The organism is Paenibacillus fonticola DSM 21315 (assembly GCF_000381905.1).
GTDB lineage: Bacteria > Bacillota > Bacilli > Paenibacillales > Paenibacillaceae > Fontibacillus > Fontibacillus fonticola.
The window spans coordinates 130,147-156,677 of record NZ_KB907260.1 but is presented as its reverse complement, the minus strand read 5'-3'; the positions used below and the strand labels follow the sequence as shown (position 1 = coordinate 156,677).

The window sequence follows — 26,531 nt, the reverse complement described above, 5'->3', positions numbered from 1 at the left end:
GAGGCCCGGGAGCAAACGAAGGTTCGGGAGAGAATATGCGTGATTCGTTTGCACTAGGTTTGCCAAGAACTGAACGTGCGTTTCTAGCTTGCAAAAGCTCTCCTTGACGAAGGCATAACATGTGGTACCCAACCCACGGATAGCAGCGTGCCGACCGTCGCTCGCATTTTTGCTCTCGCGCCACGTGCTCAGGCAGAAAAAATAGAGGGTTTGACAAAAACGTTCATAGCAACGAATCTCAGACACTCTATTTGCGGTTTATCCTCTGATTGGAGCAGTAAAGACTGAAATAACGTTACCCAGCTTCGTTACATTTTGGGAAGGGCTATTTTTACACAAATAGCGATCATCAGCTTCGTTATAAAATTTCGTTCATCTCCTGAGTCACATTGTTCACGTTCTGAGTCACATTTTCGATCTAAGCCCTGGGAAAGGAATGGTCTTGGATGGCAAGCAAGAGCTAAAGTTTAGCTCACACAAAGTGGATGTGCAAATACCACCTTGACCGCCATGGAAATACATATTCTTTGTCTGCGCCTAACCATTTCTTAGCGTTAAATCTTTCTTCGAGCCATTCTAGTGCAGCCATGAGCTGTCATCTACATCAGAGTGAGCACTAAGGAGCAAGCATTGCAGGGGTACAGTCTTGAAGCTTCTAGTAGAATAAGTTAAGGCAAAATGCGGTAGGCATCCAGGAAGTGTTCAGCAACGAAAACGTACATCGGAGCTTCGAGTGTGACGTTGTAAACGTATGTCAATTCCACTGTCGATTCACCGACTGGAGTGCCTGCGGCGTCTACGACATCACGGGCAAGCTGCCAACGACGATCGAATAGGAGTGATGCAAGAAACTCCGAAAACCCACTACATTCAAGGGTTTTCGGAGTTCTTTTTTTAGAGTCAACCCAGCGCAGGGCTGGTCTTCATTTCATAGATTTTTTGAAGCGTATGGACATGCTTCGTCTTCTCGTCATCCACCTCTGTGTGGAGGTACCATTCCACTAGCCTGTACCCGAATACGAGAAGGATCAGCTCGTAGACGCAATGATCGGCGATAGGGGATACATCCGCATACTCCGAAAAGCCTTTGTAATATGCGGGGACACATCGCTGGTAGTATTCGACCATGTGATCGATATCCGCTTCATCCGCAATCAGGCTTGCGAGATCCTCGCCCAGGTAGCCCCATCCGGATGTATCCCAGTCGATGAGCACGATTTTCCCGTCGGCATAGATCAGGTTGGTCACCCAGAAGTCCCGGTGGCATAGCACGAGGGGCAATTTTTCGATGCGGGCGAGTATCTCGTCTGCGTGCTCATCGATGTCGATGAGCATTTGCCGCACGTGCTGCGGGAATTCGCAGTCCTCCGAGCGTATATAATCATAGACGACCGGCCAAGACCGGTAATGCAGATACGTATTCTTCATGAGATCCGCATGGCTCAGGTTGGTCAGGCTCTGCAGCACAGCGGACTTCTCTGCATACAGCTTGCCTTGATAGCGTCCTAATTCCAGTGCGGCCTGTTCATACATGTCACCGGTCAAGTGTAAACCGGATACGCCATCGATATATTCCAGCCACAGCTGAAATTCATTTTCTTCAGCGTTGATCTCGGCGTGATAACATGTAGGCCAACGGAAGGCGTCCGAAAACGTCGCTCCGAGGTCAGACGCATAGAGGTCATATTCCCGGCGCCATGAACCCGGGTCCCCGTAACGCTCCCATTGCTTCTGGATTTTCAGCACGATACGGTATGGCAATTGTTCGCCACCTGCAATTTCGGCAATGCCCGTTACCAGGTACACATTCCCCACCGTTCCGCCCTGTAATGACATAGTTTGGAAGTCGGCCGAGATGATATCCTTATTGAACAGTCGGCTCAAGGCATAGTTCAGTGTCTCGATTTTTATATTCATTTCTTCCCTCCTCCGTTTTTCTTCGTTTGCTTGCTCCACATGGCGATCGATTTGTTTCGAGCCCTCTTGTCGATGAGGTAGCTCGTCTTATCCTGGACATACTTGTTCTCATGCTGCTGGACAACATATTGCTCCCACCGTTCACGCGACAGCGACCCATCGGCAAGTGCGGCGAGAACGGCACAGCCCGGCTCGGCCTGATGGCGGCAATCCGTAAATCGGCATTGCGTGAACCATTCCTCCACATCCGTGAAGCTTGCGCGTATGCCTTCGTCGGCATCAAAAAGCCCAAGCTCACGCATACCCGGCGTATCGATCACCATCGCACCGGAGGGGAGCATAAACAGCTGACGGTGCGTTGTCGTATGCCGCCCCCGGCTATCAACCTCCCGGATCTCCTGAACCTTCATTACTTCCTGCTCGATCAACGCATTCAGCAAAGACGATTTACCGACGCCGGACATGCCGAGAAAGACGACTGTTTTACCAGGCATTAAGTAGGGATTGAGTTCGTTCAGCCCCAGGCCTGTATGACTGCAGATCGCATGAACCGGCACATCAGGGATGCTTTGTGTTATCTCTCCTAGCGCATGATTATAGTCTTCAACGAGGTCCGCCTTGGTCAGAATGACGACCGGCTGGCCGCCGCTCTGCCTGGCTTGTGTCATGTACCGCATGATGCGGGCAACGTTGAAATCCCAATTCAGAGACGAAAGGATAAACACATAATCAAAATTGGTTGCAACGACCTGTTCCAGCACGGTTTTGGCGTAGCCTGCGGCATGCCCTGAGTAATCCGCACGTGAGAACTTGGAGCGGCGGGGCAGTACCGTAACGATGAGAGAGTCTCCGCTCTCGTTGTAGTGCAGCAAGACAAAATCACCGACGCACGGAAATTCTACGCGCGTTTCCGCGCTGTGATAGAACGTGCCTTTGAGCACCGCCGTTACTTCGCCGCGCTCGGTTATGACTGTGAAGCGTTCGCGCCGAAGCTCCGTCACCCTGCCGGGCAATAATCCATCGGGAACTGCTTCTATTTCTGTGTAGCCATAGGTTTTCAAATCCATCATGTTTTTTTGTTAGCTCCTTTTAATGTTGTTTTTGGACGCAAAAATGCCACGGACAAGCAGCCTCTAAAGAAGCTGCTGTCGCGCGGCATCAGAACGCAAAAAAGATACGACCTTCATCGTATCCTGCAAACAGCAATATTCACGAAAGGTTACTTTGGATGGCATAGCAAATAATATGGGCGTTTCCCCGCCTTTTTCGCATATGCCTGCTATTCAGTTTTAAGATCGAACCACCGTATAAGTAGCAGCCATCAAAACACATCTCCCTTCGTGTAAGGAACTTGCTTATCACTAAGCTGTTTCTAAAATATCCTATTTTGGGAAAAAGATCAATACCTGACAGCGCTGATCTTGTCCTTGAAGTAAGAAGAATTTGTCACAATCCAACTTGAAGAAGTTTTCACTTGCCCTGGAGATCAAACAAGAGAGGAAAAAATCCCCTTTATAGGACAAGCCTGCTCACTTATATATGGTCGGCGGGATTTTTTTGATTTAAATGTGGTTGTGCAACTAATTGAGTATGTTAATGAAAAGACCATCGAAGCTTAACGACAAGTAGTTATCTTTTCATCCTTTTTTTATCCTTAAACAATGTAGAAAATTAACTTTTGAAGAACTCTCTTCGTAAATTGAAAGTGGGGTGAAAAATGGCTGCCTCAAAAATGGGCAGAAATCACTTAGTAATTTGTGAACTAGAGTTCCTTCGAATAAAATCCTAGTTTGTTATACACGTCTTCCCCTATTGTTTATTTCTTTTCACAGAGCTACAGAGCCACAGAAACGCTCTTCTTCCGTTTAAATATTTCCGTAATGGTTAATTAACCAGTGTAGTGTCGTTTGATAAGACATTCCTGAGGAGGTATTAGCCATAATGAAGAAAATTGTCGGCGTATTTGCTTCGGAACAGGATGCGTCAAATGCAATAGAAGATTTAAAACGGTACGGATATTCTATGAATGATATTTCGATAGTTGGCAGGAACACAGATGACGTAGCTTCCATTGAAGCAGATACGGGAACGAAAGCACCGGAGGGGATTGCATCTGGGGCAGCAACAGGAGGCTTGGTCGGCGGGATTACGGGGCTGCTGGCCGGACTGGGTGCACTTGCGATTCCCGGTATAGGCCCAATTGTTGCTGCAGGACCGATTGCGGCTGCGCTAACAGGAGCGGTAGTAGGTGCTGGAGCCGGGGGATTAGTTGGCGGATTGATTGGTCTAGGAATCCCTGAAAATGAGGCTGAAGAGTATGGAAGTTTTGTGGAACAAGGCAGAATATTGGTACTGGTAGATGGGAACGAATCGCAGCAAAATGAAATCTATCGCGTATTTCAAAATAACCGGGCGCTGAACTCTCATCAATTCGGATTAACGGATGCAAATCGCGCTAATGCAGCGGTTCATAGAGAAACAGGAACTAACTCCAGGATAGAGAAGAGGGAGACGGCGGGAACATTTTATCAAGAAATACCCCCACCTAGCGATAAAGAGAAGTTTAACTCTAGTCAAATGGGAAATGAATCATCAGGGAATGAACAAGATGAGCATACGGATATAAACAATTATCGAAGACAGCGGGATGCGCGGACGAATCGCCGATCCTGGTAGCCGCAGCTGATCCTGGTAACTATACTAGTCTATTAATTATGCTAGTAACCGTAGAAGAGAACGGGCAGACATGAAGCTGCTCGTTCTTTATTTACAGGAAAAGAAACCGGATTAGCCGCAGTTATGATCCGCTTCTAGTGTCCGGCACAATCCCCTTGACCCGGCCGACTTGCCCGTCCAGCAGCCGAACTTTAATTCCATGCGGATGGCTTGGCGAATTGGTAAGGATGTCTTTGACGATGCCACGGGTCAATCGTCCGGAGGCCTGATCTTTTTTGAGAACAATATCAACGGTTATGCCTGGCGTAATATTACTGCGTAAAGTACCGCTCATAAATTCCAGCTCCTTATTTTTGTTAATTTATTGTACTGATTCAAATTCCATAGCTTTTTAATGCAGTAATAATAATTTATCATATTGTTACGTCAATAATAAAGAAACTAAGAAACTAATGAACTAAGAGGTTAATGGGCTAATAAGCTAAGAAAATAATAAGCTAAGAGGCTAAGAGCGTTTACCGTGCTGGCGGCGTAGTATGATCCAAACAGCCTGCTCCTTGCCATCGCCGGCGACTTTGCCTATAATAACAGGTAAGCCATCGCTGATTGGCTTTGAATATGATTTTTAGGGAAACAGTAAATCTAAATGTAAATGCGATGATGGAGAAGAGTAAGCAGAAGCCTCCTTACAGGGAAGAGCCGCCACAGACTGAGAGCGTCTCTATGGAAACAGACTGCCGAATTTCGCTCCGGAGCAGTTCCTTGAACCCGCGTGCCACGCTGTTTTTACATGCGATAAGTAGAGGATACCGGCTACGATCCGTTATATCGTTCGAGTGAGAGTTCATTGGCAGGCTAGCCTTATGTTTGCAACTGCACGTTCCTGCACAGTTGTATTGCAGTTCCTGTTATAGGCTCTAACAAGGGTGGTACCACGGTCTTTTCGTCCCTTTTCGGGAGAAAGGCCTTTTTTTTATTCAACCTAAGGAGGATTATCCATGAAAGAACGTTTGGAAGCACTCAAGCACGAAGCTGTAGCTCAATTGAATGCAGTAGCCGATGCAGCTCAATTAAACGACCTTCGGGTTAAATATTTGGGCAAGAAGGGCGCATTAACTGAAATTTTGCGGGGCATGGGCGCATTGAGCGCAGAGGAGCGTCCGGTTATAGGTCAGGTAGCCAATGAGGTCCGTGGGGCGATTGAAGCTTTAATTGAAGAGAAGCAGCTGCATTTTCAGCGGCAGGAGACGGAAAAGCGTCTCGCTGCGGAAAAAGTAGATGTCACCTTGCCAGGGCGTCCATTGAAGCAGGGCAGCGTACATCCGCTCAACCAGGTTATTCAGGACATTGAGGATATTTTCATCGGGATGGGCTACCGTATTGCCGAGGGGCCGGAGGTTGAGACCGATTACTATAACTTTGAAGCACTTAATTTGCCTAAAAACCACCCCGCCCGCGATATGCAGGACTCCTTCTATCTGACGGAAGATTTGCTTATGCGTACGCAAACCTCTCCGGTACAGGTTAGAACGATGGAAGCGATGAAAGGCGAGGTGCCTGTCAAAGTCATTTGTCCGGGCCGTGTTTACCGCCGAGATGACGACGACGCTACGCATTCGTTCCAATTTCACCAAATTGAAGGGCTTGTCATTGGCAAAAATATCCGTATGAGCGACCTCAAGGGCACTCTGCTGCAATTTACACGGGAGATGTTCGGACCGAACACGCAAATCCGCCTGCGGCCAAGCTTCTTTCCATTTACTGAACCTAGTGTCGAGGTGGACGTGACCTGCGTAAAATGCGCCGGGAGCGGCTGCCGGGTATGCAAAAATACCGGATGGCTGGAAATACTCGGAAGCGGTATGGTTCATCCCCGCGTTCTGGAGATGAGCGGCTACGATCCAGAGCAATATAGCGGTTTTGCTTTCGGGATGGGCGTAGAGCGAATTGCGATGCTGAAGTACGGCGTAGATGACATTCGCCATTTCTTTAATAATGATTTGCGTTTCTTGGGGCAGTTTGCCCGAATTTAATTCTGTGAAGAAGGAAGGGAATTTGGCATGAAGGTTTCAACCGAGTGGTTGTCGGAATATGTATCACTGGATCAAGTGAATATCGAGGAGTTAGCGGAGCAAATTACCCGTTCGGGCATCGAGATCGATGCCATCGAGGAGCGGAATAAGGGTGTAACTAAAGTAGTTGCCGGTTATGTAAAGAGCAAGGAAAAGCATCCTGATGCGGATAAGCTGAACGTATGCATCGTCGATGCCGGGCTGGAGGAAGAACTGCAAATTGTATGCGGCGCAAAAAATGTGGATGCCGGCCAAACTGTGCCTGTCGCACTCGTTGGAGCGAAGCTTCCTGGTGGGCTGGACATTAAGAAGGCCAAGCTGCGCGGCGTGCTCTCCCAAGGGATGATCTGTTCGGCCAAAGAGCTGGGCCTCAATGACAAGCTGCTTCCGAAGGAGCAGCAGGAAGGCATCCTCGTGCTGCCGGCAGGGACAGAAATCGGCACGCCGATCACGCAGCTGCTTGGATTGGATGACAAGGTGCTTGATTTCGATCTTACGCCAAACAGATCTGACTGCTTGAGCATGCTGGGAGCGGCTTATGAAGTAGCCGCTATTTTGGATAGAGAGATCAAGCTGCCAGAGCCGGATAAAAGGCTGATCGAGGCTGCGCAGCCTGCCAGTGAACGCATTGCTGTCAAAATAGAAGCCGACGATTTGTGCAGCCGTTATTCGGTCAGATATATTTCGGACGTCACGATCGGCGCTTCGCCGCAATGGATGCAAAACCGCTTGATGGCCGCGGGCATTCGTCCGATCAACAACATTGTAGATATAACGAACTATGTCATGCTGGAATATGGACAACCGCTGCATGCTTTTGATGCGGATACGATTAAGGGTGGCGTCATCGGAGTACGTGAAGCCAGAGCAGGCGAGAAGCTGGTCACACTGGACGGTCAAGATAGAGAGCTCGAGCCGGGCGCCTTGCTGATCGTAGACGGAGAGGATCAGCCGGTTGGCCTTGCTGGAGTTATGGGCGGGCTGAACTCGGAGGTGACTGGGAAGACCGTCAATATCGTTCTCGAATCGGCTAAATTTGACGGCGGTTCAGTACGCAAAACATCGCGTCACTTAGGACTGCGCTCCGAGGCATCCTTGCGCTTTGAGAAGGAGGTTGACCCTGCTGCGGTTATCCCAGCACTGAATCGGGCGGCTGAGCTAATGACGCTGTATGCGGGAGGCAAAGTGCTTCAAGGTGTTGTTGAAGCTGTGGTTTCTAAGGCGGAGGACAAAGTCATCGCCCTCTCATTGACGAAATTAAACGCTTATTTGGGGACGGAGATTTCTGCGCAGGAGACGAAAGCGATTATGGCCCGTTTGCATTTTGAGTGTGGCGATTTGGCTGACCATGCGCTTGAAGTTCGCGTGCCAACCCGGCGGGGGGATATTACGCGGGATGTCGATCTGATTGAAGAGGTGGCCAGGCTGTATGGCTATGACAATATCCCGACCACAGCCATCGAAGGACCGACTACGGCCGGCGGATATACGAAGCCGCAAGCACTTCGCCGTGCTTTAAGAGGGCTGCTGGTGCATGGGGGCTGGCAGGAAGTGATGGGGTACTCCTTTATCCATGAAGGCTATGGTCCGTTGTTTCCTGAGCTTGGCATAGCCGGTGCACGCGAAGTAAAGCTGGCCATGCCGATGAGCGAGGACCGCAGCGTGCTGCGAATGAGCTTAATTCCGGGACTGATGAACATTGCTGCTTATAACCGCAATCGGAAACACGATAACCTAGCCCTGTTTGAACTGGGCAGCGTATTTCAGACCGAAGAGGAGCAGTTGACAAAACAGCCAAATGAAATAACTGTGCTCGGTTTGCTGCTTGCTGGAGATCGTGAAGAGAAACGCTGGAATGCTAACCCTGTAAAGGTTGATTTCTTCGATTTGAAGGGGGCGCTGGAGAGCATATTTGCTTCTCTTGGAATCAGCGGGCTTGTTAGCTATGAAGCGGATGCACCGCAAGGCTTCCATCCTGGGCGGTCAGCTTCAGTATATTTAAACACGCCTTCGGGCAAACAGCTGCTTGGTTCGCTTGGACAGCTGCATCCTGAGCTGCAGCGCGAACATGATCTTGAGGATACTTACGTTGCCGAGCTGCATCTTGAGCCAATATACGAATACGCCGGGGATACCGCTGTCTATCGCGAGCTTCCTCGTTATCCTGCCATGGAGCGGGATATCGCCATCGTTGTGGGTGCGGACGTCGAGGCGGGGGCGCTGCTGGCCGTAATTCGGAATACAGCGGGCGAACTGTTGGAAGAACTTGATGTGTTTGATGTGTATACGGGCAGCAAGCTGGGCGAGGACAAGAAAAGCGTAGCCTTGTCTCTCGTATACCGCCATAAGGAACGTACATTGACCGATGGGGAGATCGCTGCGGTGCATGACCAAGTTGTGTCTGCACTGGAGCAAACTTTTGCAGCCGAATTAAGAAAATAGCAGGAATTACACAAAGTCACATCGAATCAAGATAGTATCGATTCGATGTGATTTTCGTCCAAGCAAGGGCATCTTAGATGAAACGTAAGGACCGAAGGAGGCACAACATTTTGACAATCCCTGATCGTATCAGTGTAAATGTTGAAATATACGGTACTTCTTATAAAATCGTCGGCAGCAATGTTGAATATATGAAAGAGGTTGCCCGCCGTGTGGATGACCATATGCGGGTCATTTCCAAAATGTACTCCCATCTGGATACTCCGCGTTTGGCGGTGCTGGCTGCAGTTCGTATGGCTGAGGAGGCGATGAAGGCCGAGGAGCTTCAGGCTGATTTGCATAGGCTGGAGCAGGTGAAGGCGGAGCTTGTCCAAGAAATATCCGTCATGCAGGCTCTGCAAGCTAAGCAGGAGAATGCGCACCAATCGCTGCAGGAGGAGCATCATCAACTGAAGAGCGACAAGAAGACAGTAGCCGAACAGTTATCCAAAGCGGAAGCTGCGCTTAAGAGTCAGGAAGCGGATATTGCCAAGCTTACTGGACGCACGAAGGAACTGGAAGTCCAATTACATGAGCAGCGGGGCAGCTCTTCACAGCTTCAAGCCAAATTGCGGGCAGCAGAGCAGGAGGCAAGGCGGGAGAAAGAGGAACGCGAGAAACTCGCCGAACAGCTTAAAGGTGCGACGCAGCGGGAAAACAACGCCAAAGCTGCTGAGCAGCGAATGAAGGACAACCAAAGCAAGCTTGAACGGCAGCTTCAACTATTGAAGCAATCCCTTCAGGCTGCTGAAGCCGAGAAGCAGCGGCAGCAGGAATTGCTTGCGGAAGCAAAGGAAAGTGAGGCTAAGCTTCGTTCAGAGGCTGCCGAAGCGGCCCAGAACGAGAAGACATGGCAAAAGCTGGCGGAAAGACGCAATGAAGAGATTAACCGTCTTGAAATTGGGCTGTTGGAAGCTTCCGAGTTGGGAGAGCAATTGAAAACCGAACTGAAAACGGTGAAGAGGGAAGCGGAAGCGGCTTATGAAAGCCTTAAAGAAGAGAAGGCTAAGGCAAGCGCATTAACGAACGATGCGGAACGCTTGAGAAGCGAGTTGGAACAGATCCGTCTGGAGCATGAGCATGCACTGCAATCGTCCGGCGCCACGGTCCGGGAAAACTCTCGCCTGCAAGAGGAAGTGCAGCGTCTTGGCAGCAGGCTAGCCGAGTTGGAGCAGGAAGCACTAGGCTATGCCGCTATGGCGGAAGACCAGGAGCAAATTCGCATTGAGGCCGAACGCAGGGAAGAGGAATGGAGACAGCAGCTGGCTTCCGCGGAACAGGAGCTTGTCTCTTGGCGTGAGACAGAGGCTGATTTACAGCGGCAATTGCAGGAATGGCAGCAGCAATGTGCGGCTGGCGGAGAGCAGGTTATGGATCTGTCCTCGCAATACCGTGAAATCGAGGAGGAGAAATCCCGTCTAGCTAGCCAATTAAAGGAACTGTCGGAAAGCTATGAGGTCGTATCGCATGAATACAGGCTGCTGCAAACTGCCCGCGAGATGGAGCGCGAGGAAATGCAGAGGTCGAAGGAGGAGTATGACCGTCTGAAGGACGATTATACGAAGCTGCAGACCGAATACAACGAATGGATAGAACTGATTGAACAGGATAACAGGCAATAGCCGATAATAGTGAAAGAGCCCTCGGGTGACCGAAGGCTCTTTCACTATGGTTAGTATTTTTTATAGCGACTACTGTTCTCCAACATGGTTACTATTCTTCAACTATAAGCTTGGAGATCATCGTAGAGTGTCCGGCTCCGCACATAATGGAGCAGGCGATTTCAAATTCACCGGTTTCTTTCGGTACAACTACCTTGGATTGGGATTTACCTTTAAGGTCTACCTTCAAGCCGGGAATGATAATGCCGTGATTGCCCTCTACGTTCTTAAACGTAATCTTTACAGGGACACCCTTCTTCACCCGGTATTCTTCCTGATCGAATTTAAAGTTGGTGGCTTCGATGACGATTTCCGATTCTGCTGTCAAATTATTGTCCGCGGCGCCGCCATTGGAACTGCTGCTGCCGCAAGCAGCCAGAACAACCATTAACACAGAGCTGAGCAAAAAAGCAATAGACTTTTTCATGATAACCCCCCTTAATACTAAGATTTTTGTGACAGTTTTGTTTCTATCATAGCTTAAATGAGTTGGGGATGACTGCCAAGGTTATGAAATTTTCATGAACTCTAAATGAACAAGCTGTACAGTTGTACGTCGACTAATTTGGGCGCAAGAAGAAGGGGCCAAGCCGAGCAGTTATTATCTGCCAGGATCAGCCCCTTGCCTCTTTTAAACGACCGAATGTTAACGGTCCGACTTGTTTTTGGCTGCTTCGAACGGTGAGCCGATAGGGATAAACAGGTCGATAATCCCGATGACCAGTGCGGCCAGCAGTGCTCCGAGAATCGATACGGATACTCCGGAAATGACGAACTGGGCTAGCCAGATGACTAAAGCGCTGGCGAGAAAGCCAACGATACCGCGTCCGAAAGGGGTAACCCTTTTCCCGAATATCCCCTCGATGGCCCAGCCGAGAAGTGCAATGACTAGAGCGAGCAGAAGGGCGCTGCCGAATCCGCCTACGCTGAATTGCGGGACGAGCCAGCCTACGACAAGCAGCACCAGGGCGGACACGATAAATCGAACGACATGTCCCAGGAAATTCATGGCACAAGGCCTCCTTTATAAAGTGAACGTTTCGTATACGTGTATATCATGTTCCATAAATTGATTTCTTATGTGTGCAACTTTGTAAAATGGCGTAAAATGTATGATTTCGCTATAATAGAGGGGATGTAAAGGCAGTGTGCTGGATCATGCGTTACATTTCAGATATAGTCCCGAGGGGAGTTGTGATCGTTTTTGGATGAGAAAATTTTGAAAACGATGGAATATAATAAAATTGTAGATATGCTTGCGAAATATGCCCAGACATCGCTGGGAAAAATGACCGTTGAACGCCTTGTGCCAGTGTCCGAACTGGAAGACGTCAAGAGACTATTGCAGGGGACGGATGAAGCATACAAGGTGGATCGCCTAAAAGGAGCCCCTTCTTTTAGCGGGATCATGGATATGATGCCGGCGGTGAAGCGCGCGCGGATCGGCGGGACGCTGAATCCGCACGAACTGCTTGGCATCGCCACAACGCTGGAAGGCTCGCGGCGGATTAAACGGTATATGGCCTCCATTCATGAAGAGGAGCCCGTGCCGCTGCTGTTTGCGCTAAGCGACATGCTTAGCGAGCAGAAGGCGCTGGAGGATCAAATTAAACGCTGTATCGACGAGAGCGCTGAAGTGCTTGACTCCGCCAGTGCCGAGCTTGCCCAGATTCGGCGGGAACTGCGCGGTGGAGAGGTGCGGATTCGCGAGAAGTTGGAGGCAATGATTCGTTCTGCCAGCGTCGCCAAGATGCTGCAGGATCAATTGGTGACGATCCGGGGCGACCGGTTTGTCATTCCGGTTAAAGCGGAATACCGCGCCCACTTTGGCGGCATCGTACATGATCAGTCGGGTTCAGGGGCGACCTTGTTTATAGAACCTGAGTCCATTGTAGCTATGAATAACAAGCTGCGTGAGACGAGACTTAAGGAAGAGCGGGAAATTGAAGTGATTTTGCAGAAGCTGACCGCGCATGTTGGAGAGCAGGCCGAGCTGCTAGGCTATGACAGTGATGTGTTGGCTCAGCTTGATTTCATCTTCGCCAAGGCAAGACTCGCCCGTGAGATGAAAGCTTCCTTGCCGCGGATGAACGACCGCGGATTTTTGAAGCTGAAGAAGGGGCGGCACCCGCTCATCCCGGCAGAACAGGTCGTTCCGCTCGATGTCGAGCTGGGCAATCAGTATACGTCGATCATTGTAACGGGACCCAATACCGGCGGGAAGACGGTAACCTTGAAAACGATCGGCCTGCTCAGTCTGATGGCGATGTCCGGCTTGTTCGTTCCAGCTGAGGATGGAAGCCAGCTTTGCGTATTCGACGCCATCTATGCGGATATAGGCGATGAACAGAGCATCGAGCAAAGTCTTAGTACATTTTCCAGTCACATGACGAACATTATTTCTATATTACGGAAAATGACCGCGAAAAGTCTGGTGCTTCTGGACGAGGTTGGAGCAGGGACGGATCCGGCAGAAGGCTCCGCTTTAGCCATCGCTATTTTGGAGCATATTCATTCACTAGGCTGCCGCATGGTTGCGAGCACGCATTACAGTGAATTAAAAGCTTATGCCTATGAACGCAAAGGTGTCATCAATGCCAGCATGGAATTTGACGTCAACACACTAAGCCCCACTTATCGTTTGCTCGTGGGCGTGCCTGGCCGAAGCAACGCGTTTGCTATCGCCGAACGGCTTGGGTTGTCGGCGCAAATTCTTGATTTTGCCCGGGGTGAAGTGAAGGAAGAAGATTTGCGCGTAGAGCATATGATCGCTTCCTTGGAAGAGAATCGGCTTGGCGCGGAGCAGGAGCGGGAGACCGCAGAGCGGCTGCGGAAAGAGCTGGAGGAGCTGCGGAAACGGCATGAGACCGAACTGGACAAACTGACTAATGAGCGGGACAAACGCATTCAGAAGGCGGAGGATGAAGCGATTGCCATCATTGCCAAAGCGCGCAGCGAAGCGGAGCGGATTATTGAAGATCTCCGCAAGCTGGCGCTGGAAGAAGGGGCATCTGTTAAAGAGCACAAGCTGATTGCTGCCCGGAAAGAGCTGGAGGAAGCGGAGCCGAAGCGAAAGAAGACTGGCCCGGCCCGGCAGGCCGCCAAAGCCCCGCGTAAAATCCAGCCTGGTGATGAGGTGATGGTGTACAGCTTGAACCAGAAAGGACATGTGGTTGAGCTTGCGGGCAGCAAGGATGCTCTCGTGCAGCTTGGTATTATGAAGATGAAGGTCAGTCTCGATGACCTGGAATTAATCAGTGCTCCGCCGGCCGCCAAGACAGCGCAGCGTATCGTTGCTAATGTCAAACGGACGCGAGACGAGAATGTGCGTACGGAACTCGATCTTCGCGGGGCGAATTTGGAAGAGGCGCTCATTGAGGTAGATCGCTTTATCGATGAGGCTTATCTTGGAAATTTAGGCCAAATCTATATTATTCACGGCAAAGGTACCGGAATTTTGCGGACGGGGATTTCCGACTATCTCCGTAAGCATAAGCATATAAAGAGCTACCGGCTGGGCAATTACGGGGAAGGCGGGACAGGAGTAACCGTAGCCGAGCTGAAATAAGCGATAGATACGTGAGAGATAAGCGAGAAATACGTGAGAAATAAGCGTGAGATATACGTAATATAAGTGTGATGTAAAGGGAAGCGGGAGATAAGCGGGAGGTGCGACAGCGAATTGACAGGAAATATTGATCCGTTGCTGGAGCAGCCGTTTGGGCTGATGATTGGTTATTTTTCGATTGCGGTGCTGGAATTGATCGTGTTTCTGTCCTGCTTCGAACTGGTGGCCAAATACCGGTGCTGGCAGGAAATCAAGCGTGGAAACTTGGCGGCATCGGTTGCTACAGGCGGTAAAATATTCGGTATTAGTAATGTGATTCGATATGCTGCAGTTCATTCCCCGATTTATGAATTTATGATTTGGTCTGTGGTCGGGGCTGTGTTGCTGTTCGCTGCTTACATTTTGTTCGAATTCCTGACCCCGGTTTTTCGAATCGATCATGAAATTGCGGAAGGCAATTTGGCGGTTGGAGTTATAGCCATGTCTGTTTGCGTATCCGTCTCTTACTTAATAGGTGCTTGCATTGGTTAGGGGGGTGCTTCGTGAGAAATTTTATTAAGAACCTGACGACCGTAATATTTGTAGCCGCCGTGCTTTTCTTAATCGGGGGGATTGTTTTTTTATGGAAATCTTAATTGAATTTAAGGAAGAGAGGGCTGCGCATGGAGACTACAATCTGTCCCTGGTGCCAAACGGAAATAGTCTGGGACGAGGAGCTCGGGGCTGAGGAAGAATGCCCCTATTGCCATAACGAGTTAAAAGGCTACAGAACCTTGAACGTTCAGCTTGGAAGCGAAGAGGATCTGGAGGAGGAAGCTGAACTTAAGGACAGAGTGGACGATTTCGACTATTGGGATGAGAGCGATAGCCCTCATCTTGGCGGGGTTCGCCGTGTGGAAGGCTTTACCGCCAGCGGCGGGGATTTGCTTGCCTATGAGTCCGGTGTCGAAAGGATACTGGATGGACAAGACGAGGTGCCGGAATGCCCGCATTGCCGTGAGTATATGCTTCACGTAGGACAGCAGACAATCACCGAAGGCTCATTCGAGCCGGTTGTGCCAAATGGGATGACATCGCCATTGCTCACATCCACGATGAAGCTGAACGTCTATGTATGTTCCGCCTGCTTTAGTGTAAGCCGTTTTTTGGCGGAAGAAGACCGCAATTCATTAATTCGGACGGTGAGCGATAAATCCGGCAAATAATCAAATAGCGGCCCGTTTATGGGCCAGCTCGCAAAATAATGTTTGAGAGCAAAAGCATGAAAGCATGAATTTATCATGCTTTTTTCTTTTTTTGGGCATCCTTACTGGGGTAATCATGAACCATTGGAGGAGCATGCATGAAGAGCTCTCTTGATCGGCAATGCATATTGCTGCTAACTGTCAATAGTTTGTTTGTACTGGCGGGGGCGTTATCCGGCACTTTTTTAAATGTGTATTTATGGAAGGTGAAACAGGATTTCGCGATGATCGGCTGGTTTGCGTTCAGCCAGCAGCTGGCTATTGGGCTGACGTTCTGGATGATGGGCAAATGGGTTAAAGAACGCGATAAAATGATGATCCTCCGGCTGGGGATATTTATTTCCGGACTGTTCTATCTGCTGGTACTATGGTGCGGAACCCGTATGATCAGTTACATATGGCCGCTTGGCCTCGTGTCGGGAATTGGGACGGGTATCTTCTGGCTTTCTTTTAACGTTATATATTTCGAAGTGACAGACAGAACAAACCGTGATTTGTTTAACGGTTGGGTAGGGGTTATGGGATCAGTTATCGGAACTTGCGGTCCATGGCTGTCCGGGTGGCTGATCTCGGTTTTGCCCGGGGACCGGGGGTACCGAGTCATATTTACAATTTCGTTAATCGTGTACGGTGCAGGAGTCTTACTTAGTTTTTACTTGAAAAAGCGTGAAAAGGGTGGCGCCTACAATTGGAGCGAGCCTAGACGGCGACTAAGACAGGGCAGTCCCTGGAGGCTGGCAGTTCCCGCATCGATTGCCTATGGGCTGAGAGAAGGGGTGTTCTTGTTCCTGGTAAATTTGCTGGTATATATAAGCACCTCTTCCGAATGGAGAGTCGGGCAATACATGCTCATTACCTCTTTAGTATCACTGATCAGCTACTGGGCTGCGGGGAAATGGTTTGCTATCCGGCACCGTTATTGGGAAATGCTGATAGGGGCTTTTATGATTACGCTTGCCGTCATCCCTCTTCTCTGGAAGGTCAGCTATTTAACATTGCTCATTTTCGGAGTGGCTACCTCATTATTTATGCCGCTATATATTATCCCGATGATTTCGTCGGTTTTTGATTTAATAGGCCAGCATTCAGATGACGCCGAGTACAGGGTGGAACTGATCGTACTGCGTGAAGTAAGCATGATGGTTGGCCGTTTGGCGGGTATTGTCATTTTTATATTTTGTTATACCAGCTCCCCAAAAATGGCGACGATTTTATGGCTTATGGCTGGATTGGGAGCGGCCCCGCTGCTCAGTTGGGCGGCCATCCGCAAGCTGCTTACGGTTTGAAGGCCTGAAATACAGGCAGACGGGTCAGCGAGCTGCACATAGCTTACAGCATTACTCCATGTTGCTCCGGTGGACTGCCGGAGTAGGCTTTGAAGTTCGGGTGAGAGAGAACCAATCCATATCGCGGCGCTGCTTTCCAGTCAGCACATCCGTAATCATTTCAGCGGCAATCATACTGTATACTGCTCCGTTTCCACCGAGCCCCTTTAGAAAGTAGCAGTGAGGATAATCCGGATGAGGCCCGATATATGGCAGTCCGTCGCGGCTTTCTCCAAACACGGCCCCATAGGCATATGCCGCCTGCAAATGCTTCTTCTCCGGAAACAGCTGATGCAATTTCTCTAACAGTACCTGTCCCTGGTGCAGGTGGCGGGCTTCATCCAGCCTGTCATTCTCTAACGGTTCATCGAGCCCTCCGATCATTATGCGTTGATCGGGTGTCGTTCGCATGTACAAATAAGGCCTCGCTGTTTCCCAAATAAGGCACCGTTCGAACCAATCGTCAAAATGATCCGCTGGCTCGGTTACCATCACAAAACTCGATGTCAGATGCGCCCCTTTCTCCTTATGGAATTGCTGCGTCTCATATCCGGCCGAGAAAATAACATGCTTTGCCCGGATCGTATAATCGCCTGCCCGGCATAGGACACCATCTTTCAGAAATTTAAATCCGGAGGCTTCCGTCTGCTCAAAAATGGAAACACCATTGGCGGCGGCAGCTTGAATTAAACCATGAACGAAGGCGAAGGGGTTGCCTTCCCCGTCGCAATAGCTGTAAATGGCTCCGGACTTTTGAAATGGAAAGCGCTCAGCAATCATATTTCTGTCCCACCATTCCACTGGGAAATGATGCCTGCATAATGTTGTAAATTCCTCACGGAGCATGCTTAAATCAGCTTCAGAGCTAGCTAAGTACAAGCTGTTTCTCGGAGTGATCCGGGCTTCTTGTTGTAAGTTTTGGCTAATTCGAATTAGTTTGCCGACAGCACCCTGACACATTTTGTAAAATCGAACGGCGGGTTTCTCCCCGAAAGTGTTGATCATGGACGTTAGCGTTTTATCATTCGAAAATTGTATAAGCCCTGTATTGGCTAATGTACTTCCGCTTGCTATTGTTCGTTTATCAATAAGTACGGTGTCCATGTGGGAATCAGCGAGAAGATGAGCGCATAATGCACCTCCGATCCCTCCGCCGATGATCAAGCAATCACACGACAGATGCTGACGAAGCGAGGGATATGCAGAAATAGGATGATTAGTATGAGACCAAGCCAAATTGCCGCTATGCAGCTTCATAATTGGGGAATGCTCCTTTATCCTGTTAAAATGAAAAGCCTAATAAATTACCAAAATACAGCATTATTATGTCCAAAGTTGGGATAACTCAATATTTTTACATATCCTTAGTTATCCCGGACATAATATACCTGAATATATCCAACTATCAGGAGGTAACCGTACATGAATGTTTCACAAATGCAGCCGCTGACAGCAAAGGAATTAGAGTATATTTCCGATTCGATTTCTAATGAGGAAATGCTGCTCAAATTAACCTCGGCCGTATCCGTAATTTCTCAAAATGCACAAAATCAAAGCGTGATTATGAACCAAATCCGTACCCATGAAAATCATATTAATCAATTGACACAAGCGCTAACACAGCATCAGCCGCTCGCCCCTACACAAGCTCATTAAATCCAAGTAAACAGGAGGAACAACAGCAATGCCAAATTCGCAATTTCAGAACACGAACCTGCTGCCGGAAGAAGATCTAATGAATGTAATTCTTGCCGATCTGAAACGAACGGTCCGTGAATATACGACAGCAACGACCGAATCAGCCTGCCCTTCGGTCCGGCAAATGTTCACGCAATTGACTGACAGTACCCTTCAGCTTCAAGGGCAGTTGTACCAGCTGATGAGCAGCCAGAACATGTATACAGCCCCTTCGAAGGCGCTGAAAACCGAGGTCGACAAGAAGCTGCAGGAGGCCCAGCAAACGCAACAGAAGGTCCAACAATTTACGCAGCAGCGTACAGCGCAGTTTAACGGCAACGTTCAGGCCTCTCAGGCGAATGTTCAGCCTCATATAGGACCGTCCCAATAATAATTAACCAGACTTTTGTATAGTTTAAGCACGAGTTATGAGCCGACCGTTTGTTTTAGGAACCCTTCTCCGATTCCGAAACGAACGGTTTTTCTATGCAGAAACCTTAAATTCATGTAATATTAATAATAAATTTAGATTCCGATCAGCAGGCGATTTGCGGCCTGTCTTCATCGGAACAGCGCTGGAGGATGAAGCATGAAACCAATAAGCGAATTGAAGCTGAAAGTGCTGGAGCTATTGAAAGAAGACGCCCGGAGAAGCCCTGCTCTTCTGGCCACATTACTTGGTGTGATTGAAGATGAAGTAACGACGGCGATCGCAGAGCTGGAAGAGGATAATGTCATCGTGAAGTATGCGACGGTAGTGAACTCCGGTAAACTTGATGATGAGAAAGTAACCGCTTTGATCGAGGTGCAAATTACACCGGAGCGCGGTCGCGGATTTGAAGCGATCGCAGAGCGCGTATACTTGTTCCCGCAGGTCAAGTCGGTGTATTTGATGTCAGGCGCTTATGATTTGCTCGTAGAAGTCGAAGGACGCAACTTGAAAGAGGTAGCCAGCTTTGTATCCGACAAGCTGTCGACGCTGGATTCCGTTCTCTCAACGAAGACGCATTTTATACTTAAGAAATATAAACAGGACGGCATCATCTTCGAAGATCCGGAAGAGGATCGCCGTCTCATGATTTCTCCGTAAAGGAAGTAATGTTATGACAGTACAATCAAAGCACGAGTCGGAATTGTCCGGCAAATCGATGTTATCTTACTTATCACCCCGGGTGAGAGAGATTCAGCCTTCGGGGATCAGGAAGTTTTTCGATCTTGCCAGCGGCAGCAAAGATATTATTACATTAGGCGTAGGGGAACCAGACTTTATTACACCATGGCATGTACGGGAGGCCTGTGTCTATTCGTTGGAAAGAGGCTATACCAGCTACACCTCCAATGCAGGAACGCCTGAACTCCGGGAGGCAATCGCCGAATATTTGCACAATGGCTTTGAGCTGACCTATGATCCCAATGACGAAATTCTTGTTACCGTTGGCGGCAGCGAAGCGATTGATTTGGCGCTGCGCGCGCTTATTGAGCCGGGGGACGAAATACTCGTGCCAGCTCCTTGTTATATTTCTTATTCACCGATTTCATTTATTGGCGGAGGCATCCCCATAGAAATCGGGACTTATGCCGAAGACAATTTCAAACTGAAGGCAGAGCATTTACAGGCGGGAATCACCCCCAAATCCAAAGTGCTTATACTAAACTACCCGAGCAATCCGACGGGCGGGATCATGACGTACGAGGACTGGCTTCCGATTGCTAAAATCGTTGAGGAGCATGATCTGATCGTAATTTCGGATGAGATTTATGCGGAGCTTACTTACGGCGCAAAGCATGTCAGTTTTGCTTCGCTGCCAGGCATGAAGGACCGTACAATTCTGGTGAACGGATTTTCCAAAGCATTTGCTATGACAGGCTGGCGCATGGGCTATGCCTGCGGTCATCCGGAGCTCATTTATGCAATGCTCAAAATTCATCAGTATACTGTCATGTGTGCGCCGATTATGGGCCAGGTGGCTGCGCTGGAAGCGCTGAAGAACGGGCTGGAAGAGAAGGATCAGATGGTCGAGTCTTACAATCAGCGAAGAAGGCTGATCGTACAGGGGCTTCGGGATATCGGCTTGTCCTGTCATGAGCCGCAGGGAGCATTCTACGCCTTTCCGGGCATAGCATCAACGGGGCTTAGCTCGGATGAGTTTGCGCAGCGCCTGCTTATGGAGGCGAAAGTGGCCGCTGTACCCGGAACAGCATTTGGTGCAGGCGGCGAAGGCTTCTTGCGCTGTTCCTATGCGACATCGGTAAATCAAATCAACGAAGCGCTTGATCGGATGGGGCAGTTCGTCCATAAATTAAAGCAGGGCTGAATGAGAGACGCCAAAATAACAAATGGGGGTATTTAACATTTCTTTCATTTATTAATTGATAAATGTCCTACAAACATGTTATAATTTGGTTTTGGAAGAGGTTTGAGTTTCTCAGGGAGGGATATCTTTTGTTTTGTGGTGAATACAACATGCCGTACGAGACGAGCGGTCATATTGCTGAAGGCAGTGAAACGAATCAATGGATGGACGGAGGAAGCCGGACGACATCACCACAGGCAGTGACATTGGAGGATGAAATCCAACTGCTGCGCACTAAAATGGAAGAGATTTTTCTGGAGGAAAAGTGTTTTACCTCGGACATTGTCATCGAGATCAGCAGCCTGCTTGATTTAAAGATTAATGAATTTATGAAGAGTCAGAGAGCGAAATAAATAGGCTCGTCTATCTATATCATTTACAAGAAAGAGGGATCCTTCACGGGTCCCCTTTTTTCATCTGCAAAAAACCGGCATGCCAAGCAGGAAATGAATGATCTGTAAACTTATGATAGACAGCTAAACAGACAGCCATATCTCCAATCGCCGATCGATGCGATGCACAATATCATTATAGGAAAATAATGAGCACCTGCGTTTTATGGTATATTGGATTTAAGAATAGGTGAATGAAGATGACATGGTGGAATATGTAGGTTCCACATTATTCAGGAGGGATCAGGGTGAAATTATACACGCGAACCGGTGACGCAGGTCAAACCTCGGTAATCGGCGGTAGAGTAGATAAAGATGATGTAAGAATTGAAGCTTATGGGACGATTGATGAATTGAACAGCTTCGTTGGTCAGGCTATTGGCCTGATCGAATCAGAGCAGTTCGCCGATCTTAAGGACGAATTGCTGCAAATCCAGCAAGAGCTGTTTGATTGCGGTTCCGATCTGGCTTACGTCAAAATAGAGGAGCGTCGTTTTAAAGTGGGGGCTGAACTGACATCACAGTTGGAGAAATGGATTGACCGCCATCAAAGTGGTAATCCCCCGCTCGAAAAATTTATACTGCCCGGTGGAACCCCGCTGGCTGCAGTGCTGCACGTATGCAGAACCGTGTGCCGCCGCGCGGAGCGCAGAGCGGTAACCTTGGGCAGGCATCAGGAGGTTAATTCCGAAGTGCTGATTTATCTGAACCGTCTCTCGGACTATTTTTTTGCTGTGGCTCGAGCAGCTAATGCACGAATAGGTTTGAAAGATATCGAATACGTGCGCAGCGCGAAGGTGTTTGGCAGAAAGTCATGACGTTATATTACGATCCGATTGTATATAAAGTAACAGAGGAAGAAGACGGCTGGCAGCTTAAAAAGCTTCTTCAGCGGAGGCTGGGAGTGTCCCGAAAGCTGATGTCGCGGCTGAAACTTACGGAGAAAGGCATAACCCTTAACGGGGAGAGAGTGTACATCAGTGTGCCCGTAAAAAGCGGAGATATTGCAGCAATTGCCTTGGAGAAGGAAATCTCCGAGGATATACTTCCGCAGCCGATCCCGTTTGAACGGATTTATGAGGACAACGCGTTATTAATCATCAATAAATTCCCCGGCATGATTGTTCATCCGACACATGGCCACTATACGGGCACTTTAGCTAACGGCGTCGTACATTATTGGCAGGAAAAAGGCGAGATGTTTCGTTTTCGCCCGGTTCATCGCCTGGATCAGGAGACGAGCGGTGTGCTTGCCGTAGCCAAAAATGCTTATGTGCACCAGCATATTTCCGAGCAGTTGATCGCAGGAAAGGTGGATAAGAAGTATGTGGCGTTCGTTCACGGGGTACCGGATCCGACGAAGGGAACAATCGACGGGCCGATCGATCGTGATCCTGAGGAGCCTCATCGCCGAATCGTTACCCCGTCCGGTTACCCGGCACTCACCTATTACTCCACCCTTGAAGCCATTGGCCCTGCCTCCAAGGTAGAATTGATTTTGGGGACGGGAAGGACGCACCAGATCCGGGTCCATATGACATCGATCGGCCACCCGTTAATTGGCGACAAGATGTACCGGAAGGCGGATAGCGAACAGGAAGACGACGGGGATCGTTGGATTCAGCGTCAGGCTCTGCATGCTTCCGAACTGGCATTCCGCCATCCGCTGACAGGGAAGCATATGACCTTTCATGCTCCGTTTCCGGCGGATATGGAGCGGCTTGAACGCGCTTTGAGAGCTATGAAGTGAGCTGCCAACAAAGCAGCGGGTACACAATGGAATTATACAAGTTGATGATTTGACATAGGAAAGCACATAGGACACATAGGAGGTTCACACAGATGAGCAAGCTTATCGTTTATCAATACCCGAAATGCAGCACCTGCCGTAGTGCGGTAAAGTGGCTGAAGGCGCAAGGTCATGAGTTGGAGCTTCACGACATTAAAGAGTCCCCGCCGGATGTTAAGGAACTGTCCGCTTGGATTGACCGAAGCGGATTTGAATTGAAGAAGTTCGTCAATACGTCTGGAGAGATATATAGGCAGCAAGGATTGAAGGACAAGCTGCCGGGTATGTCCCGTGAGGAGCAGATCGCTCTGCTCTCATCCGAGGGGATGCTGATCAAGCGTCCATTGGTCAGCGATGGCAAGCAGGTTACAGTTGGGTTTAAAACAGAGGAATACGAACGGGTCTGGGGCAAATAGCATGATTACGCAAAATCGGAACGGAGAAGTGGACATGACAAATAATAAGGTATTAGTTGTGGATGGAATGGCTCTTCTTTTCAGAGCGTATTTTGCCCAGTCATACAGTTTTAGACGATTAGATGATGGTACGCCGACAAATGCGATTTATGGTTTCTTACAATACCTTTTTGATGCAGTTAACAATTTCCAGCCGACTCATGTCATTTGTTGCTGGGACATGGGGAGCAAAACTTTTAGAACGGATCTTTATGAAAATTACAAAGCCAACCGGCCCGAGGCGCCAGAGGAATTGGTTCCCCAGTTCACTTTGGTAAAAGAAATCGTTGCTGCCCTTCAAATCCCTAACATTGGCCTGGAAGGCTATGAAGCTGATGATTGTATTGGAACGGTTGCACAACAGCTCAGTCATACAGGACAACATGTGTTCATTCTCACGGGAGATCAGGATATGCTGCAGCTTGTATCGGACCGGATTCATGTGGTCATTATGAAAAAAGGCAGATCAAATTATGCGGTCTATGATGTGGATTTCCTGAAGGAGGATAAGGGGATCCATCCATTCCAAGTCGTTGAAATGAAAGGACTAACTGGCGATACGAGTGATAACTATCCGGGAGTCAAAGGAATCGGTGAAAAAACAGCGTTAAAGCTGCTCGCGGAATATGAATCGATTGATGGAATACTGAATAACCTCGATATTTTGCCAAAGGGTGTTAAGCTTAAGATCGAATCAGACTTGGATATGCTTCATTTATCGAGAACGCTCGCCCGAATTAACATTGAAGTGCCGATTGAATGTAATTTAGAAGACTGTTTATGGAGCGTACCTATGGATACGGCAGCCACTGTATTTGAAAAGTATCGGTTAACATCACTATTGAAAATGATTAGTTGACGATTTCATGTTTTTGAAAATACAAACTTATGATCAACGACCTTGTATCGTTATATGCGGATACAGGGTCGTTTTTATTGGAAGTATCAACATCCGTCTTAACAAACTGATTTGCAAGGACTGCCCAGGGAGGTTGCAGAAGGCCGTTCGCGAAACGTATTTGCCGGAATAGCAGCAGCGCGTCAGTTGAAAAATGACCGAATTGGCCGAGTCAGCGAGGTTCTCTTTTGTTCATGGAATGGGAATTACGTTTTGGGTCTGCGATTGAGCTGCTGCTTTGGTATTCTAATGACATTTGTTTTTTTGGCAGAAACTTGTTCGGTTAAATTGACACAAACAGTCAAATGGACTAAAGTATCAATGTAATTTAGCCCGATTTTGATATTTTCCGGGGAGTAAATGTGGAGTGGCCCTCGGATCTTAGTCCTCTTCAGGCAGTGCGCAATGCGATATAATGTTGTAACAATGAAGGCATGATTTTAAATTATGGGTACGGGTACATAATTTTGATGGGAGTGGCAGCAGAGAGTGAACAAGAAACGAATATGGATGAGATGGGTTTCGATTGGGATTGCCGGAGTTCTATTGGGTGGTTTGTTTGTAAACGGACAAACCGCTGTGAATGCGCAGGAGGGTGCCCGGACCAGCAACGCCCAAGTTAGCGCCCAACCAACAGCGAAGCCTGGCATTAAACAAGAAACGAAAAAAGTAAAGGTAGGCAACAAAAGCTTTACCGTTCAAACTGTAAGGATTCCGAAGGGCACGCCCGTTACGGTAGGGCTCGCGAAAAACCAGGTGGGCAGCACAGAGGCGTTTGCTTCCATCGTCAAAAACTACCGGGCCGAAGCGGCGATTAACGGCGCTTTCTTTGAAGCTTACGGCGGGCCGCCTGATCCATATGGCATGCTTATTGCCAACGGGGAGCTGATCCATAAAGGAGGTTACGGTACGACGATCGGTTTTAAAAAAGATGGAACGGCAATCATGGATTCTTTACGCGCTACTCTTACAGGAACGGTCGTATCTCCTGAAGGGAAATCTATGGGCTGGTATGCCACCTTCCTGAACCGGGTACCCGTGGAAGGAAGCAGCACCAGCATACTGTTTAATCCGGCCCGCGGCAGCAAGGTAGGGTTCACCGGGGGAATTGCCGTGACCGTTGATGATGGTAAAGTCGTTAAGAATGAAGTAAACGCCAATGCCGCCATTCCGGATAATGGATTCGTGCTTGTTTTTACCGGAACCCAGAAAAGCACTGCAGAACGATTTGCGATCGGCAGTGAAGTGAATTTGCAGCTTACTTATAAAGACGCTCAGGATCAGCCGCTGCCTGAATGGGAAGACATAGTTACCGGAGTAGGTGCCGGCCCTCGTCTTGTCAAGGACAGCAAGGTTGCGCTCAATGCGGCGGAGGAAGGCTTCAATGACAGCAAAATATTAACGGCATCGGCAGCCCGAAGCGGCCTAGCCATCATGCAGGATGGCTCGATTATGCTCGCGACAGTACCTGGCGCGACGATGAAGCAGTGGGCTGACATTATGAAAGCGCTGGGAGCGAAGCAGGCGATGAACCTGGATGGCGGGGCTTCCTCGGCCATGTATAGCGGGGGAAAAATAGTGACGCCGGCTGGCCGGCTGCTTAGCAATACGTTAGTTTTCGGCTCCAGCCTGAACAAATGAAAATTACCCCCGCCCGGCATTGATCAATTATCAATCAATCGGTAAAATAAGGATCGCCAACGACTTGGTAGAGAAAGGTTTTCAGCTCATCGGCTTCTTCCTCTTCAAGCTTGTAGATATGAGCGAGATAACCTTCTTCCTCCAGGTCGTCCGTACCGAGAATGGCGGTTTTGCCGCTTTGCAAATCGGTCACCAGCTTTTTTCCATAAAACCGGTTTGTCGCAGTGACAGCCAGATCAAAACGCTTCAGCGATGCGCCGATAAAGGTGACGAACCTAGTGGAGGTACTCTCTGTCGTGTCGGATAGAAAATCCAACTCCTTGTGTGGATCAGTCATTTACTTAGCCCCCTTGATTCTTGTTACTATTACTTCTAGCTATT

25 protein-coding genes and 1 other annotated feature are annotated in these 26,531 nt (G+C 48.9%); of the genes, 18 read left to right on the top strand and 7 right to left on the bottom strand.

What is annotated here, in order from left to right:
• Positions 1–900: 900 nt before the first annotated feature.
• The gene (locus tag G358_RS0117000; protein ID WP_019638447.1) at positions 901–1,917 is read right to left on the bottom strand and encodes an aminoglycoside phosphotransferase family protein; all 1,017 of its coding nucleotides are present in this window, start codon (positions 1,915–1,917) and stop codon (positions 901–903) included.
• Complete coding sequence (gene rsgA, locus G358_RS0116995; RefSeq protein ID WP_019638446.1) at positions 1,914–2,987, bottom strand: ribosome small subunit-dependent GTPase A; 1,074 nt, start codon at positions 2,985–2,987, stop codon at positions 1,914–1,916. Before rsgA ends, G358_RS0117000 begins: the two co-directional genes overlap by 4 nt.
• 871 nt (positions 2,988–3,858) lie before the next feature.
• Here rsgA and G358_RS30330 point away from each other — a divergent pair.
• Positions 3,859–4,593: a general stress protein gene (locus G358_RS30330; protein WP_019638445.1), complete on the top strand. Its 735-nt coding sequence runs from the start codon at positions 3,859–3,861 to the stop codon at positions 4,591–4,593.
• Between the two features lie 121 nt (positions 4,594–4,714).
• On the opposite strand, the gene G358_RS0116985 is transcribed toward G358_RS30330, so the two are convergent.
• Positions 4,715–4,927, bottom strand: a complete 213-nt coding sequence (locus tag G358_RS0116985; RefSeq protein WP_019638444.1) for a YwbE family protein — start codon at positions 4,925–4,927, stop codon at positions 4,715–4,717.
• 314 nt (positions 4,928–5,241) lie between these two features.
• Positions 5,242–5,547: a binding site (T-box leader), on the top strand.
• 44 nt (positions 5,548–5,591) lie between these two features.
• On the opposite strand from G358_RS0116985, the gene pheS reads away from it, so the two are divergent.
• The 3 genes from pheS (at position 5,592) to G358_RS0116970 (ending at position 10,768) form a co-directional block, all read left to right on the top strand.
• Entirely contained in the window at positions 5,592–6,626 is a 1,035-nt protein-coding gene (gene pheS / locus G358_RS0116980) for a phenylalanine--tRNA ligase subunit alpha (protein WP_019638443.1), read from the top strand.
• 27 nt (positions 6,627–6,653) lie between these two features.
• Complete coding sequence (gene pheT / locus G358_RS0116975) at positions 6,654–9,107, top strand: phenylalanine--tRNA ligase subunit beta (RefSeq protein ID WP_019638442.1); 2,454 nt, start codon at positions 6,654–6,656, stop codon at positions 9,105–9,107.
• Between the two features lie 110 nt (positions 9,108–9,217).
• A complete protein-coding gene (locus G358_RS0116970; RefSeq protein ID WP_019638441.1) occupies positions 9,218–10,768 on the top strand; it encodes a cell division protein ZapA in 1,551 nt (516 codons plus the stop codon).
• A 91-nt stretch (positions 10,769–10,859) separates the two neighbouring features.
• Here G358_RS0116970 and G358_RS0116965 read toward each other — a convergent pair whose 3' ends face one another.
• Positions 10,860–11,234 (bottom strand): cupredoxin domain-containing protein, encoded by a 375-nt coding sequence (locus G358_RS0116965; RefSeq protein WP_019638440.1) that lies wholly within the window; start codon positions 11,232–11,234, stop codon positions 10,860–10,862.
• 219 nt (positions 11,235–11,453) lie between these two features.
• Positions 11,454–11,816: a phage holin family protein gene (locus G358_RS0116960; protein WP_019638439.1), complete on the bottom strand. Its 363-nt coding sequence runs from the start codon at positions 11,814–11,816 to the stop codon at positions 11,454–11,456.
• Positions 11,817–12,011: 195 nt separating this feature from the next.
• On the opposite strand from G358_RS0116960, the gene G358_RS0116955 reads away from it, so the two are divergent.
• From G358_RS0116955 to G358_RS0116935, 4 genes are all read left to right on the top strand, one after another.
• Positions 12,012–14,375: an endonuclease MutS2 gene (locus G358_RS0116955; protein WP_019638438.1), complete on the top strand. Its 2,364-nt coding sequence runs from the start codon at positions 12,012–12,014 to the stop codon at positions 14,373–14,375.
• Between the two features lie 159 nt (positions 14,376–14,534).
• Positions 14,535–14,906 carry a DUF350 domain-containing protein gene (locus G358_RS0116950; protein ID WP_051107698.1) on the top strand — a complete coding sequence of 124 codons (372 nt, stop codon included), beginning with the start codon at positions 14,535–14,537 and terminating at the stop codon, positions 14,904–14,906.
• A 131-nt stretch (positions 14,907–15,037) separates the two neighbouring features.
• Positions 15,038–15,580 carry a hypothetical protein gene (locus G358_RS0116940; protein ID WP_019638435.1) on the top strand — a complete coding sequence of 181 codons (543 nt, stop codon included), beginning with the start codon at positions 15,038–15,040 and terminating at the stop codon, positions 15,578–15,580.
• 137 nt (positions 15,581–15,717) lie between these two features.
• On the top strand, positions 15,718–16,905 hold the full coding sequence (locus tag G358_RS0116935) for an MFS transporter (protein ID WP_019638434.1): 1,188 nt from the start codon (positions 15,718–15,720) through the stop codon (positions 16,903–16,905).
• A gap of 51 nt (positions 16,906–16,956) precedes the next feature.
• On the opposite strand, the gene G358_RS0116930 is transcribed toward G358_RS0116935, so the two are convergent.
• Positions 16,957–18,201, bottom strand: coding sequence for an NAD(P)/FAD-dependent oxidoreductase (locus G358_RS0116930; protein ID WP_019638433.1), 1,245 nt, complete (start codon positions 18,199–18,201; stop codon positions 16,957–16,959).
• A 165-nt stretch (positions 18,202–18,366) separates the two neighbouring features.
• On the opposite strand from G358_RS0116930, the gene G358_RS0116925 reads away from it, so the two are divergent.
• The 10 genes from G358_RS0116925 to G358_RS0116880 all read left to right on the top strand — a co-directional run bounded on the left by G358_RS0116925 (position 18,367) and on the right by G358_RS0116880 (position 26,150).
• Positions 18,367–18,600 (top strand): hypothetical protein, encoded by a 234-nt coding sequence (locus tag G358_RS0116925; RefSeq protein WP_019638432.1) that lies wholly within the window; start codon positions 18,367–18,369, stop codon positions 18,598–18,600.
• A gap of 28 nt (positions 18,601–18,628) precedes the next feature.
• Complete coding sequence (locus tag G358_RS0116920) at positions 18,629–19,012, top strand: spore coat protein (RefSeq protein ID WP_019638431.1); 384 nt, start codon at positions 18,629–18,631, stop codon at positions 19,010–19,012.
• 198 nt (positions 19,013–19,210) lie between these two features.
• The gene (locus G358_RS0116915; RefSeq protein ID WP_019638430.1) at positions 19,211–19,711 is read left to right on the top strand and encodes an Lrp/AsnC family transcriptional regulator; all 501 of its coding nucleotides are present in this window, start codon (positions 19,211–19,213) and stop codon (positions 19,709–19,711) included.
• A 13-nt stretch (positions 19,712–19,724) separates the two neighbouring features.
• Positions 19,725–20,936, top strand: coding sequence for an aminotransferase class I/II-fold pyridoxal phosphate-dependent enzyme (locus G358_RS0116910; RefSeq protein ID WP_019638429.1), 1,212 nt, complete (start codon positions 19,725–19,727; stop codon positions 20,934–20,936).
• 128 nt (positions 20,937–21,064) lie between these two features.
• Positions 21,065–21,328 carry an aspartyl-phosphate phosphatase Spo0E family protein gene (locus tag G358_RS0116905; RefSeq protein ID WP_019638428.1) on the top strand — a complete coding sequence of 88 codons (264 nt, stop codon included), beginning with the start codon at positions 21,065–21,067 and terminating at the stop codon, positions 21,326–21,328.
• 287 nt (positions 21,329–21,615) lie between these two features.
• A complete protein-coding gene (locus G358_RS0116900; RefSeq protein WP_019638427.1) occupies positions 21,616–22,185 on the top strand; it encodes a cob(I)yrinic acid a,c-diamide adenosyltransferase in 570 nt (189 codons plus the stop codon).
• A complete protein-coding gene (locus G358_RS0116895; protein WP_019638426.1) occupies positions 22,182–23,117 on the top strand; it encodes an RluA family pseudouridine synthase in 936 nt (311 codons plus the stop codon). Before G358_RS0116900 ends, G358_RS0116895 begins: the two co-directional genes overlap by 4 nt.
• A gap of 92 nt (positions 23,118–23,209) precedes the next feature.
• The gene (locus G358_RS0116890; protein WP_019638425.1) at positions 23,210–23,572 is read left to right on the top strand and encodes an arsenate reductase family protein; all 363 of its coding nucleotides are present in this window, start codon (positions 23,210–23,212) and stop codon (positions 23,570–23,572) included.
• Positions 23,573–23,606: 34 nt separating this feature from the next.
• Entirely contained in the window at positions 23,607–24,470 is an 864-nt protein-coding gene (locus G358_RS0116885) for a 5'-3' exonuclease (protein ID WP_033404168.1), read from the top strand.
• Positions 24,471–24,998: 528 nt separating this feature from the next.
• Complete coding sequence (locus G358_RS0116880) at positions 24,999–26,150, top strand: phosphodiester glycosidase family protein (RefSeq protein WP_033404150.1); 1,152 nt, start codon at positions 24,999–25,001, stop codon at positions 26,148–26,150.
• A 34-nt stretch (positions 26,151–26,184) separates the two neighbouring features.
• Here G358_RS0116880 and G358_RS0116875 read toward each other — a convergent pair whose 3' ends face one another.
• Positions 26,185–26,487, bottom strand: coding sequence for a DUF3055 domain-containing protein (locus tag G358_RS0116875; RefSeq protein ID WP_019638422.1), 303 nt, complete (start codon positions 26,485–26,487; stop codon positions 26,185–26,187).
• Between the last annotated feature and the right edge of the window lie 44 nt (positions 26,488–26,531).

Coding starts and splice junctions, on each gene's coding strand:
- G358_RS0117000 (WP_019638447.1), bottom strand. CDS start 1,917: ATGAATATAAAAATCGAGACACTGAACTATGCCTTGAGCCGACTGTTC.
- rsgA (WP_019638446.1), bottom strand. CDS start 2,987: ATGATGGATTTGAAAACCTATGGCTACACAGAAATAGAAGCAGTTCCC.
- G358_RS30330 (WP_019638445.1), top strand. CDS start 3,859: ATGAAGAAAATTGTCGGCGTATTTGCTTCGGAACAGGATGCGTCAAAT.
- G358_RS0116985 (WP_019638444.1), bottom strand. CDS start 4,927: ATGAGCGGTACTTTACGCAGTAATATTACGCCAGGCATAACCGTTGAT.
- pheS (WP_019638443.1), top strand. CDS start 5,592: ATGAAAGAACGTTTGGAAGCACTCAAGCACGAAGCTGTAGCTCAATTG.
- pheT (WP_019638442.1), top strand. CDS start 6,654: ATGAAGGTTTCAACCGAGTGGTTGTCGGAATATGTATCACTGGATCAA.
- G358_RS0116965 (WP_019638440.1), bottom strand. CDS start 11,234: ATGAAAAAGTCTATTGCTTTTTTGCTCAGCTCTGTGTTAATGGTTGTT.
- G358_RS0116960 (WP_019638439.1), bottom strand. CDS start 11,816: ATGAATTTCCTGGGACATGTCGTTCGATTTATCGTGTCCGCCCTGGTG.
- G358_RS0116950 (WP_051107698.1), top strand. CDS start 14,535: ATGATTGGTTATTTTTCGATTGCGGTGCTGGAATTGATCGTGTTTCTG.
- G358_RS0116940 (WP_019638435.1), top strand. CDS start 15,038: ATGGAGACTACAATCTGTCCCTGGTGCCAAACGGAAATAGTCTGGGAC.
- G358_RS0116935 (WP_019638434.1), top strand. CDS start 15,718: ATGAAGAGCTCTCTTGATCGGCAATGCATATTGCTGCTAACTGTCAAT.
- G358_RS0116930 (WP_019638433.1), bottom strand. CDS start 18,201: ATGAAGCTGCATAGCGGCAATTTGGCTTGGTCTCATACTAATCATCCT.
- G358_RS0116925 (WP_019638432.1), top strand. CDS start 18,367: ATGAATGTTTCACAAATGCAGCCGCTGACAGCAAAGGAATTAGAGTAT.
- G358_RS0116920 (WP_019638431.1), top strand. CDS start 18,629: ATGCCAAATTCGCAATTTCAGAACACGAACCTGCTGCCGGAAGAAGAT.
- G358_RS0116915 (WP_019638430.1), top strand. CDS start 19,211: ATGAAACCAATAAGCGAATTGAAGCTGAAAGTGCTGGAGCTATTGAAA.
- G358_RS0116910 (WP_019638429.1), top strand. CDS start 19,725: ATGACAGTACAATCAAAGCACGAGTCGGAATTGTCCGGCAAATCGATG.
- G358_RS0116895 (WP_019638426.1), top strand. CDS start 22,182: ATGACGTTATATTACGATCCGATTGTATATAAAGTAACAGAGGAAGAA.
- G358_RS0116890 (WP_019638425.1), top strand. CDS start 23,210: ATGAGCAAGCTTATCGTTTATCAATACCCGAAATGCAGCACCTGCCGT.
- G358_RS0116885 (WP_033404168.1), top strand. CDS start 23,607: ATGACAAATAATAAGGTATTAGTTGTGGATGGAATGGCTCTTCTTTTC.
- G358_RS0116875 (WP_019638422.1), bottom strand. CDS start 26,487: ATGACTGATCCACACAAGGAGTTGGATTTTCTATCCGACACGACAGAG.